Source organism: Aequorivita flava (assembly GCF_038742595.1).
Lineage (GTDB): Bacteria > Bacteroidota > Bacteroidia > Flavobacteriales > Flavobacteriaceae > Aequorivita > Aequorivita marisscotiae.
In genome coordinates this window covers 129,696-141,386 of sequence record NZ_JBANCF010000009.1, presented here as the reverse complement: position 1 = coordinate 141,386, position 11,691 = coordinate 129,696, and the positions used below count along the sequence as shown (strand labels likewise).

Annotated in this window: 12 protein-coding genes; all 12 read left to right on the top strand. The window is 35.5% G+C overall.

Annotation, left to right across the window (positions count from 1 at the left end):
* Positions 1-552 precede the first annotated feature (552 nt).
* The 12 genes from VZD24_RS11525 (at position 553) to rffA (ending at position 11,680) form a co-directional block, all read left to right on the top strand.
* Positions 553-1,938, top strand: a complete 1,386-nt coding sequence (locus VZD24_RS11525; protein ID WP_342687693.1) for a nucleotide sugar dehydrogenase — start codon at positions 553-555, stop codon at positions 1,936-1,938.
* Positions 1,939-2,087: 149 nt separating this feature from the next.
* Entirely contained in the window at positions 2,088-2,462 is a 375-nt protein-coding gene (locus VZD24_RS11520) for a four helix bundle protein (protein WP_342687692.1), read from the top strand.
* Positions 2,463-2,639: 177 nt separating this feature from the next.
* Positions 2,640-3,638: an SDR family oxidoreductase gene (locus VZD24_RS11515; protein WP_342687690.1), complete on the top strand. Its 999-nt coding sequence runs from the start codon at positions 2,640-2,642 to the stop codon at positions 3,636-3,638.
* 66 nt (positions 3,639-3,704) lie between these two features.
* The gene (gene cysQ, locus VZD24_RS11510) at positions 3,705-4,493 is read left to right on the top strand and encodes a 3'(2'),5'-bisphosphate nucleotidase CysQ (RefSeq protein WP_342687689.1); all 789 of its coding nucleotides are present in this window, start codon (positions 3,705-3,707) and stop codon (positions 4,491-4,493) included.
* Positions 4,493-4,909, top strand: coding sequence for a DUF2061 domain-containing protein (locus VZD24_RS11505; RefSeq protein ID WP_279448182.1), 417 nt, complete (start codon positions 4,493-4,495; stop codon positions 4,907-4,909). The genes cysQ and VZD24_RS11505 overlap by 1 nt, the downstream gene beginning before the upstream one ends.
* A 10-nt stretch (positions 4,910-4,919) precedes the next feature.
* A complete protein-coding gene (cysC, locus tag VZD24_RS11500) occupies positions 4,920-5,516 on the top strand; it encodes an adenylyl-sulfate kinase (protein WP_342687688.1) in 597 nt (198 codons plus the stop codon).
* Positions 5,513-6,418 (top strand): sulfate adenylyltransferase subunit CysD, encoded by a 906-nt coding sequence (cysD, locus tag VZD24_RS11495; RefSeq protein WP_342687687.1) that lies wholly within the window; start codon positions 5,513-5,515, stop codon positions 6,416-6,418. The genes cysC and cysD overlap by 4 nt, the downstream gene beginning before the upstream one ends.
* A 52-nt stretch (positions 6,419-6,470) precedes the next feature.
* A complete protein-coding gene (locus VZD24_RS11490; protein ID WP_342687685.1) occupies positions 6,471-7,727 on the top strand; it encodes a sulfate adenylyltransferase subunit 1 in 1,257 nt (418 codons plus the stop codon).
* Positions 7,728-7,734: 7 nt separating this feature from the next.
* On the top strand, positions 7,735-8,790 hold the full coding sequence (rfbB, locus tag VZD24_RS11485; protein ID WP_342687683.1) for a dTDP-glucose 4,6-dehydratase: 1,056 nt from the start codon (positions 7,735-7,737) through the stop codon (positions 8,788-8,790).
* Positions 8,791-8,797: 7 nt separating this feature from the next.
* Entirely contained in the window at positions 8,798-9,670 is an 873-nt protein-coding gene (rfbA, locus tag VZD24_RS11480) for a glucose-1-phosphate thymidylyltransferase RfbA (protein ID WP_342687681.1), read from the top strand.
* A 4-nt stretch (positions 9,671-9,674) separates the two neighbouring features.
* The gene (locus VZD24_RS11475; protein ID WP_342687680.1) at positions 9,675-10,550 is read left to right on the top strand and encodes a methionyl-tRNA formyltransferase; all 876 of its coding nucleotides are present in this window, start codon (positions 9,675-9,677) and stop codon (positions 10,548-10,550) included.
* Positions 10,547-11,680, top strand: a complete 1,134-nt coding sequence (gene rffA, locus VZD24_RS11470) for a dTDP-4-amino-4,6-dideoxygalactose transaminase (protein ID WP_342687679.1) — start codon at positions 10,547-10,549, stop codon at positions 11,678-11,680. Before VZD24_RS11475 ends, rffA begins: the two co-directional genes overlap by 4 nt.
* The last annotated feature ends 11 nt before the right edge of the window (positions 11,681-11,691 follow it).

The window sequence follows — 11,691 nt, the reverse complement described above, 5'->3', positions numbered from 1 at the left end:
AGTAAATGCACAGACTAGATGGAATGGAACTATGTTTGCATGGACATCCGTGAGAAGAGACCTCGTAGATTATTTTGATAACAGATTTTTAACCGATGACACACTTTAATGAACACTCCCCTTCCCTAGTCATGAAACATTGGGCATTCAAACCGCCAACAGGTAACCCATAATCGACAACCGCCAACCGACAACAGACAACCGACAACCGACAACCGACAACCGACAACCGACAACCGACAACCGACAACCGACAACAGACAACCGCCAACAGACAACAGACAACAGACAACCGACAACAGACAACCGACAACAGACAACAGACAACAGACAACCGACAACCGACAACAGACAACCGACAACCGACAACCGACAACCGCCAACCGACAACAGACAACCGCCAACCGCCAACCGAAATTTCCCCTAAAAACCCCACAAAAACCCAAATCTATTTTTATCTTTGTTTCTTCAAAATTTAAAGTGCCAATTTCTCCCTAGGTACAGTTATGATATTGACTAATAATCATTAATACAAATTTGTCTAAACCATTTATGGAAGTTTTAAAAACGACCCCCGAGTCCGCGTCAGGCCATGCTAATGCCGAAAATTCAATAAAAATCGGCATTATTGGCCTGGGGTATGTTGGACTCCCTTTAGCACGGCTCTTTGCTACCAAATACCCAGTAGTGGGATTCGATATCAATAAAAAAAGAGTAGAGGAGCTGCAAAACGGCCACGATAGAACGCTGGAGGTTGCCGATGAAATATTGCAAAAGGTGTTATTAAAAGCAAATACCTTGTCAGACCTTGCGTTTATTTCTTCAGGGAATGCAGGTAACAATGGTACACCCACATTAAAAAATGGTCTCTTTTGTAGTACCGATTTAATGGATATTCAAGGCTGCAATTACTTTATTGTAACGGTGCCAACTCCTGTCGATAAAAACAACCGTCCCATCCTAAAACCCTTATACGCTGCCAGTGAAACTGTGGGACGTGTGCTTAAAAAAGGAGATACTGTAGTATATGAATCTACAGTATATCCCGGCGTAACCGAAGAAGAATGTGTGCCGGTATTGGAAAAGGTAAGCGGACTTAAACTAAACGAAGATTTTTATGTGGGGTATTCTCCAGAACGTATAAATCCGGGGGATAAGGAGCATACAGTAGATAAAATCCTTAAAATTACGGCAGGTTCAACACCGGAGTCTGCTGAAAAAATAAATGCTATTTATGCTTCTGTAATCACGGGAGGTACCTATATGGCGCCCAGTATAAAAGTGGCGGAAGCTGCTAAGGTTATTGAAAATTCGCAACGCGATATAAATATTGCCTTTGTAAATGAGCTGGCTAAAATTTTTAATCTTTTAGAAATTGATACCCACGAAGTATTAAAAGCTGCCGGAACCAAATGGAATTTCTTGCCCTTTAAACCGGGCTTGGTTGGCGGACACTGTATTGGGGTTGACCCGTATTACTTAGCACAAAAAGCACAAGAAAAAGGCTATCATCCCGAAATTATTTTGGCGGGAAGAAGGCTTAACGATTCTATGGGCGAATATGTAGCAAGTCAGGTAGTTAAGTGTATGATTAAAAAAGGCATTGCTATATGCGATGCCGAAATCCTTATGCTTGGTATTACTTTTAAAGAAAACTGCCCCGACGTACGCAATACCCGTATTGTAGATGTTATAGCTGCCCTCGAAGATTATGGGGTTAAAGTAACTACCTACGATCCGTGGGCTAAACCCGAAGAGGTTATGCACGAGTATAAGATTGAAACCAAAAATACTCTTGACAATAAAAAGTTTGATGGTATAGTGTTAGGGGTTTCGCATAATGAATTTTTAAAACTAGACCTCGATCCTTTTAAAAAGGAAAATGCAATTGTTTACGACGTAAAAGGAGTCCTAAAAAACCCAACAGCGAAATTGTGATTCGGGATTTGGGATTCGGGATTCGGCGAGTTAAATTTAAAACCCGTACTATCGAATTAACCAATTAACCAATTAACAAATCCCCAATTAACAAATTAACCAATTAACCAATCAACCAATTAACCAATTAACCAATTAACCAAAACATTATGGCATCAAATTTCGAGGATTTAAACTGTTGGAAGGAATGTTATAACTTAAAGGTTTTTTTAAAAGAAAATGTATTAACAAACCTGCCCAAAACTGAAAGGTTCGAATTGTATTCGCAAATTTTGCGTGCAGCTCGTTCTTCAACAGCAAATATTGCTGAAGGTTGGGGGAGGTATCATTATAAAGAGAATATTAATTTTCTTAGGTTTTCAAGGGGATCAGTAGCCGAAATTCTTAACCATAGTATTGAAGCAAAAGATTGCAACTATATTAATCAAGAAATTTTGACTGCAATACGTCAACAAACTGAAAAATGCATTCAGTTAATTAATGGCTATATTCGATATTTAAAGAATAAGAACGATGAAAAGTAAAAATATAAATTCAATTCCCGATTCCCGATTCCCGAATCCCGAATCCCGAATTAACAAATCCCAAATTAACGAATCCCGAATTAACCAATTAACCAATTAACCCATTAACCCATTAACCAATTAACCAATTAACCAATTAACCAATTAACCAATTAACGATTCCCGAATTAATAAACAATGAATTTAGATCAATTTAAAATATTAAAAGATAAGAATATTCTCGTTACAGGCGGAGCTGGCTTCATTGGCTCCAATCTCTGCGAAGCTTTATTAGAAATAGGCGCAACCGTAACCTGCTTAGACAATTTCGCCACAGGCCATAGGCGTAATATTGAACCTTTCCTATCAAATAAAAAATTTAACTTAATTGAAGGCGATATTCGCGATTTAGCAACTTGCCACACCGCTTGTAAAGGGCAAGATTATATTCTGCATGAGGCAGCTTTAGGCTCAGTGCCGCGCTCTATTAATGATCCAATTACTTCCAACGATGTAAACGTTAGCGGTTTTTTGAATATGTTAGTTGCTGCGAGAGATGCAGGTGTAAAACGATTTATATACGCTGCCAGCAGTTCTACGTATGGCGATAGTGAAGCTTTGCCTAAAGTGGAGGATGTCATCGGTAAACCTTTATCGCCTTATGCTATTACAAAATATGTAAATGAATTGTATGCTAGCATTTTTCATACTACCTACAGTTTAGATACTATCGGACTTAGATACTTCAATGTTTTTGGCAGACGCCAAGATCCAAATGGTGCTTATGCAGCGGTAATCCCATTATTCGTTAAACAGTTTATGGATCACCAAAGCCCGCTTATTAATGGTGACGGCAGTTATTCACGGGATTTTACATATATTGACAATGTAGTGCAAATGAACTTATTGGCGCTTACCACTGAAAACGAAGCAGCGCTCAATCAAGTTTATAATACGGCGGTTGGCGATAGAACTGATTTGGTGCAGCTTACTGATTTACTAAAAAAACATTTAAGTGCCTTTGACCCAGAAATTGTTGAGGTAGAAATTACTCATGGTCCCAACCGTAAAGGAGATATTCCACATTCCTTGGCTTCTGTGGAGAAGGCTGAAAAGCTATTGCATTATAAACCTACTCACGCTATTGATAAAGGAATTGAAGAGGCGGTAGAGTGGTATTGGAGTAATTTGAAATAACTATAATTATATTTTTTAAAGTTGTTATAAAACTAGAAATTCAATATACTAAGAATCAAATTGTTTATGAAAAATAATCTCAGTATTGCAATTATGGCAGCGCTCGAAGCGGGAATCGAAATATTAAAAATCTATGACACCAATTTCGATGTTGAAATTAAAGGTGATAATTCTCCCTTAACACAAGCCGATAAAAATGCAAATGATGTTATCAATCGTTATTTAAAACCCACTTCAATTCCAATAATCAGCGAGGAAAATAAACAATTGGACTTTGAACTACGAAAAGATTGGAAACAGTGTTGGATCGTTGATCCTGTAGATGGCACCAAGGAGTTTATAAAAAGAAATGGTGAATTCACCGTAAACATTGCCCTTGTTGAAGACGGTGTACCTGTATTAGGTGTCATATACGTGCCTGTAACTAAAACACTTTATTTTACTACGGAAGACACTAAAAGTTCTAAAAAACTAGTTCTCGACTCTGAGAATATAGCAATTGACGAAATCTTTAAAAAAGCCACAACTATCAAACCTGATCTTGATTTAGATATAACAAAGATTGTTGGCAGCAGATCGCACCTAAACGAAGACACCAAAAATTTTATAGACAATATTAAAAAGGATAATAAGGTAGAAATTGTAAGTAAGGGCAGTTCCCTAAAATTTTGTTTGGTGGCTGAAGGCTTAGCCCATATTTACCCAAGATTCGCCCCTACTATGGAATGGGATACCGCCGCAGGTGATGCAATCTGCAGAGCAGTAGGCCTAGAGGTTATCGATCAAGCTACTGCAAAGCCATTGGCCTATAATAAAAGGAATCTTTTAAACAACTATTTCTTAGTACGCAGCTAATGATAGGAAGGTCTCAAAAAAGGCACATAGCCAAAGCCATTACCTGGAGAATTGTAGGTACCATAGATACCATTTTAATATCATGGTTTATTACTGGTAACCCCTTAACAGGCTTGAAAATAGGAATGGCTGAGGTGTTTACTAAAATGTTTTTATACTATTTGCATGAACGCGTTTGGTTTAAAATAAACTTATCGAAGGCTGGAATAATAAGAGAGAGTAGAATCAGGCATATAGCAAAGACTTTTACCTGGAGGGGTGTTGGCACTTTAGATACAATGTTATTAGCTTGGCTAATAACAGGAAATCCGCTTTCTGGCCTTAAAATCGGCATGTCCGAACTAATAACTAAAATGATCTTGTACTACTTACATGAACGAGTTTGGTATAGATTGAATTACGGATTAAAAGATTAATTTCATTTTTATGGAGAAAAACATATTTATACATCAGTTTAATGTGGATCGCGATAAAAGGAGCAGCCTTAAAAACCACGCCCCACTTTTAATTTGGTTTACTGGTCTATCCGGCTCTGGAAAATCAACAGTTGCCAATGCTGTTGAACAAGCATTTTATAATAAAGGTATTCATACCTATTTATTAGATGGAGACAACGTGCGTAAAGGAATCTGTTCCAACTTATCCTTCTCAGCAGAGGATCGTTCTGAAAATATTCGTAGAATAGGTGAAGTTGCTAATTTAATGATGGATGCTGGTTTAGTAGTTTTAGCTTCCTTTGTTTCCCCATATAGAGAAGATCGCGAAAATGTAAAGAAAATTGTCGGCTACGCAAATTATATAGAAGTCTTCGTAAATACACCAATTGAGGAATGTGAACGCCGAGACGTAAAAGGGCTGTATAATAAAGCTAGAAAAGGTGAAATTAAAAATTTTACTGGTGTTAATGCCCCTTATGAGCTACCTTTGGCTCCTGATGTGGAAGTTGACACTACCCATTTAGATTTGGATACCATAGTTGATATGATTATAAAACAAGTAATTGGAAAAATAGAAAGAAAATGAGTAAGTACTATTTAAATTATTTAGATGAATTGGAGTCAGAGGCTATATTTATTCTTCGTGAAGTATATGCCCAATTTCAAAACCCTGTAATTTTATTTTCAGGTGGAAAAGATTCTATTCTTGTAGCACATTTAGCCAAGAAAGCATTTTATCCTTCCAAAATTCCTTTTCCACTACTTCATGTAGATACTGGGCACAACTTCCCTGAAACTATCCAGTTTCGTGACGATTTGATAGAGGAATTTGGAGTGCAGCTTATTGTTGGATCAGTTCAAGATTCAATTGACAATGGAAGGGTTGCGGAAGAGAGAGGTAAAAATGCGACTAGAAATGCGCTTCAAATTACTACCCTCCTAGATGCAATAGAAAGCAATAAAATAGATTGTGCTATTGGTGGTGGTAGAAGAGATGAAGAAAAAGCGCGTGCTAAAGAGCGCTTCTTTTCACATCGTGATGAATTTGGACAATGGAATCCAAAAAATCAACGACCTGAATTATGGAACCTTTTGAATGGAAAATATTTTGAAGGTGAGCATTTTCGTGCGTTTCCAATAAGCAATTGGACCGAAATGGACGTATGGAATTATATCAAGCGTGAAGAAATTATAATACCATCCCTTTACTTCGCACACCAACGCGAAGTAGTTTGGCGAAGCAATTCTTGGATTCCCGTTTCAGAATATTTAAAATTGGAACCCAACGAAGAAATTCAAACTAAAAAAATACGCTTTAGAACATTGGGAGATATTACTATCACCGGAGGTATAGAATCTGAAGCCGATACGCTTGAAAAAATTGCAGAAGAAGTTGCTGCCATGCGAATGACAGAACGTGGTAATCGTACAGATGATAAGCGTTCAGAAACTGCGATGGAAGATAGGAAGAAGCAAGGCTATTTCTAAATCTCTAAGATTTTATTAATAGTAATAAATAAAAGAATTAAACTTAGGATAAATGATAGTAGATAACAATCAATTATTACGATTTACAACTGCAGGGAGCGTAGATGACGGTAAAAGTACGCTCATAGGAAGATTGTTGTATGATTCAAAATCTATATTTGAAGATCAGTTAGCGGCTGTTGAGAGTACAAGCTTAAAAAAGGGTCATGATAATATTGACTTAGCAATGTTTACTGACGGCTTAAAAGAAGAGCGAGAGCAAGGTATTACAATAGATGTTGCTTATAGATATTTTACAACACCCAAAAGAAAGTTTATTATAGCCGATACGCCTGGTCATATTCAATATACTCGAAATATGATAACTGGGGCTTCTACAGCTAATGCTGCAATCATCTTGGTAGATGCACGCCACGGAGTAATCGAACAGACTAAAAGACATTCTTTTATCGCTTCCCTGCTTCAAATACCACATTTAATTGTATGTATTAACAAAATGGATCTTGTAGATTATGATGAAGCAATTTATAATGACATTGTAAATCAATATGAGCAAGTGTCATCTAAGCTTGTTACAAAAGATATTACTTATATTCCAATTAGTGCTTTACACGGAGATAATGTAGTAAACCGCTCTGAAAATATGGAGTGGTATAAAGGTGCAGCCTTGTTATATACCTTAGAAACATTGCACATTGCAAACGATCTAAATAAAATTGATGCTCGTTTTCCAGTTCAAACCGTACTTCGCCCACAAAGAGAAGGCTTTATAGATTATAGAGGTTATGCTGGAAGAATAGCAAGTGGAGTATTTAGAAAAGGCGATGAAGTTATAGCACTTCCCTCAGGCTTCACTTCAAAAATAAAGAGCATTGATGGCTTTGAACAGGAATTTGATGAAGCCTATGTTCCTATGTCTATATCCATAACTTTAGAGGATGATATAGACGTAAGTAGAGGCGATATGATTGTTAGAACCAATAATAGGCCAGAAACTTCCCAGGAGTTTGACGTAATGCTGTGTTGGATGAGCAACAAACCCTCACAACCAAGAGCAAAATACACCGTTTGCCATACTGAAAATTCGCAAAAGGCAATGATTAAAAGTGTTTTGTATAAGGTAGATATTAATACCTATGATCGTATTAAGGATGAAGATATTTTCGAGATGAACGAAATAGGTAGGGTTACCATTAGAACTACCAAACCTTTAATGATTGATCCTTATGGCACTAATCGCACTACGGGTAGTATTATTTTAATAGATGATAATACTAATGAAACCGTTGCTGCTGGGATGATAGTTTAATCTGATTATGAAGAATAATAAAAACATATTAATAACAGGTGGAGCCGGATTTATTGGCTCCCACGTTATTCGTTTGATGGTTACTAAATATTCAAATTACCATATCTATAATTTGGATGCACTAACTTATGCAGGCAATTTAGAAAACCTTAGAGATGTTGAAAATGCTTCAAATTACACCTTCTTACACGGCGATATTACTGATGAAGCATTTATCAATGGTATATTTTCAGAATATCAATTCGATGGCGTTATTCATTTAGCGGCTGAATCACACGTTGATCGATCTATTACGGATCCCTTAGCATTTGCTAAAACCAATATTTTAGGAACTATGATTTTGCTAAATGCTTTTAAAGATTTATGGCAAAATAATTGGGAGGGCAAACGATTTTACCACGTTAGTACGGACGAAGTTTATGGTTCTCTTGGTGAAACAGGGCTTTTTACGGAATCCACTTCTTACGATCCCAATTCTCCGTATTCAGCTTCTAAGGCAAGTTCAGATCATTTCGTTAGAGCTTATGGCGAAACTTATGGCTTGCCATATGTAATTTCTAATTGCTCAAATAATTATGGGCCAAACCAGTTTCCTGAAAAATTAATTCCTTTATTTATAAATAATATCATCACTAAAAAAGCATTGCCAGTTTACGGCGATGGTAATTATACTAGAGATTGGTTGTATGTTATTGACCATGCCATCGCTATTGATTTAGTTTTTCATAAAGGAGCTAATCACGAAACTTATAACATAGGCGGTTTTAATGAGTGGAAAAATATTGACTTAATAAAATTATTATGTCAACAAATGGATGAGAAGCTAGTAAGAGCAGTAGGAGAAAGTGAAAAACTAATAACCTATGTAAAAGATCGTCCAGGTCATGATTTACGTTATGCTATAGATTCCTCTAAAATAAACAAAGAATTAGGTTGGTCTCCGTCAGTTACCTTCGAAGAAGGCTTATCTAAAACTATCGATTGGTTCTTAGAAAATAAAGAATGGATGGATAGCATCACTAGTGGAGCTTACCAAGATTATTATAGACAGCTATATAAATGAAAAATTTATGAAAGGAATTATTTTAGCAGGTGGATCAGGAACACGTTTACATCCATTAACTATAGCCGTTAGCAAACAATTGTTGCCTATTTATGATAAGCCGATGATTTACTATCCGTTATCGGTTCTTATGCTTGCAGGCATTAGAGAAATTTTAATTATTTCTACGCCCCATGACCTTCCAAATTTTGAGAAATTGTTAGGTGATGGTAGTCAATTCGGAATTCAACTAATTTATAAAAAACAACCAAGTCCTGACGGATTAGCACAAGCATTTATAATAGGTGAGGAATTTATAGGTAGTGATGATGTTTGTCTAGTTTTAGGCGATAATATCTTTTATGGAGCAGGTTTGCAAAAACTTTTAAGTGATGCTGTACAAACAGTGAAAGAAGAAAAAAAGGCAATTGTATTTGGGAATTATGTGAATGATCCTGAACGTTATGGCGTCGCAGAGTTTGATGAAAATAAGAATGTAATTAGTATTGAAGAAAAACCTGATGAACCAAAATCTAATTATGCAGTCGTTGGACTATATTTTTATCCGAATTCGGTTGTAAACATAGCTAAAAATGTAAAACCATCACATCGTGGTGAATTAGAGATTACTACTGTTAATCAAAGTTATTTAGCACAAGGAGATTTAAAAATGCAAATCTTAAGCCGTGGCTTTGCTTGGTTAGACACTGGGACTCATGAAGCCTTAACCGAAGCTACTGAGTTTGTAAAAGCCGTGGAGAAAAGAACAGGGTTAAAGATAGCATGTCTTGAAGAGGTTGCCTATCGTATGGGTTATATATCAAAAAAAGAGCTTTACTTAAGTTCAATAGAGAAATCGAAAAGCTCATATCATTTCTATGTTTCATCAATTAGAGATTAATAATATGTCAATAACGTTATTTTTACTAAATAAAAAGGGGTATGAAAGTCTAATTCATATTTTACAAAATAAAAACTATATTAGTTTAATTGACAAAGTTATAACTGCTGAAGATAAAGGTAATAAGGAGGATTGTTGTAATGAAATTTTCGAGTTATGTAAGGATCATAATATTGATGTATACAAAAAAGATGAAGATTATATTATAAATAGCGAATTTTCTTTAGCTATAGGTTGGAGATGGCTAATCATTAATGCGAAAAACCTAATAGTTCTTCATGATTCTTTACTTCCGAAGTATAGAGGGTTCTCTCCACTTCCTAATATGTTAATAAATGGCGAAGAAGAAATCGGTGCCACTGCTATTTTCGCAAATAACAAAATGGATCAAGGAGAAATTATAATTTCCGAAAAGACCACAATAGTATACCCCATTAAAATAAGTGAAGCTATTGATATAATGAGTTCAATCTATGTTTCATTAGTTTTAAAAATATTTTCTAAGTTATTCAGAAAAGAAAGGATTTCACATTTTAAACAAAATGAAAGCCTAGCTACCTATAGTGTTTGGAGAGATTTTGAGGATTATTTTATAGACTGGTCAAAAGATGCTAAGTATATAGAACGATTTGTAGATGCAGTTGGTTATCCTTATGATGGAGCTAAAACATATGTGGATGGAAAGAAATTAATAACAATAGATAAGGTAGAAGCTATAGAAAGATATAAGCTTGAAACACCTAAATATGGAAAGATATTAACCTTTGAAAATGAATTTCCTATAGTTATATGTGGAGAAAATACATTAAGAATTATAGATGCAAAAGATGAACATGGGGATATCTATAAGTTTAATAAGTTAAGAGTAAGATTAACATGAAAATACCATTCAACAAACCTTATTTAACAGGTAAGGAAACACATTATTTATACGATGCCGTTAGTACTGGTAAGCTTTCCGGTAATGGTAAGTATACACAGAAATGTCAAAAATTTTTTGAGGAAGAATATGGTTTTGGGAAAAGCCTTTTAACTACTTCTTGTACAGATGCTCTTGAAATGGCAGCTATTCTTATAAACATAAAGGAAGGAGATGAAGTAATCATGCCTTCTTATACATTTGTTTCCACATCTAACGCTTTTGTACTTCGTGGAGCCATGATAGTTTTTGCAGACAGTAGGAAAGACCGCCCAGGAATTGATGAAGATAGTATAGAGGCACTTATTACTAAGAGAACAAAAGCGATTGTTCCTGTACATTATGCGGGTGTAGCTTGCGATATGGATAAAATTATGGAATTGGCAAATAAATACAACTTGTATGTTGTAGAAGATGCTGCACAAGCTATCGATAGTTATTATACCGGCCGTGATGGTGTTAAAAAGGCTTTAGGTTCAATTGGGCATTTAGCAGCATTCTCTTTTCACGAGACGAAAAATATTATTTCTGGAGAAGGTGGAATGTTAGCAATTAATGATATGCAATTTGCCAAAAGGGCAGAAATAATATGGGAAAAAGGAACTAATAGATCCGCTTTTTTTAGGGGAGAGGTTGATAAATATGGTTGGGTAGATATAGGTTCTTCATTTTTGCCGTCTGAATTAATATCTAGCTTTTTATGGGCGCAGTTAGAAAATCTTGAAAACATACAAGCTAGAAGAAAGCAACTTTGGGCACAGTATTATTACGGTTTAAAAGAATGGGCACTCAAAAACGATATTATGATACCTTTTGTACCTTCTTTTGCTACTATTAATGGGCATATGTTCTATTTAGTGTGTAAAAGTCCAAAACAGAGAAAAGAACTGATTGCAAAACTAAAAGAAAATGATATTCATGCTGTTTTTCATTATTTAAGTTTACACAAGAGTCCATTTTATATAGATAGACATGATGGACGCTACCTACCATTTGTAGATTACTACTCTGATTGTTTGGTACGATTACCTCTTTTTTATGAATTAAAAGACGAGGAAGTAATCTCTGTTGTTGATTACTTAATAAATTAAAAATTATTAAC

Bases quoted from the DNA above. Each gene is read 5' to 3' on its own strand.
- cysQ (WP_342687689.1), top strand. From the start codon at position 3,705: ATGAAAAATAATCTCAGTATTGCAATTATGGCAGCGCTCGAAGCGGGA.
- cysD (WP_342687687.1), top strand. From the start codon at position 5,513: ATGAGTAAGTACTATTTAAATTATTTAGATGAATTGGAGTCAGAGGCT.
- VZD24_RS11475 (WP_342687680.1), top strand. From the start codon at position 9,675: ATGTCAATAACGTTATTTTTACTAAATAAAAAGGGGTATGAAAGTCTA.
- VZD24_RS11525 (WP_342687693.1), top strand. From the start codon at position 553: ATGGAAGTTTTAAAAACGACCCCCGAGTCCGCGTCAGGCCATGCTAAT.
- VZD24_RS11520 (WP_342687692.1), top strand. From the start codon at position 2,088: ATGGCATCAAATTTCGAGGATTTAAACTGTTGGAAGGAATGTTATAAC.
- rfbA (WP_342687681.1), top strand. From the start codon at position 8,798: ATGAAAGGAATTATTTTAGCAGGTGGATCAGGAACACGTTTACATCCA.
- VZD24_RS11490 (WP_342687685.1), top strand. From the start codon at position 6,471: ATGATAGTAGATAACAATCAATTATTACGATTTACAACTGCAGGGAGC.
- rfbB (WP_342687683.1), top strand. From the start codon at position 7,735: ATGAAGAATAATAAAAACATATTAATAACAGGTGGAGCCGGATTTATT.
- cysC (WP_342687688.1), top strand. From the start codon at position 4,920: ATGGAGAAAAACATATTTATACATCAGTTTAATGTGGATCGCGATAAA.
- VZD24_RS11505 (WP_279448182.1), top strand. From the start codon at position 4,493: ATGATAGGAAGGTCTCAAAAAAGGCACATAGCCAAAGCCATTACCTGG.
- rffA (WP_342687679.1), top strand. From the start codon at position 10,547: ATGAAAATACCATTCAACAAACCTTATTTAACAGGTAAGGAAACACAT.
- VZD24_RS11515 (WP_342687690.1), top strand. From the start codon at position 2,640: ATGAATTTAGATCAATTTAAAATATTAAAAGATAAGAATATTCTCGTT.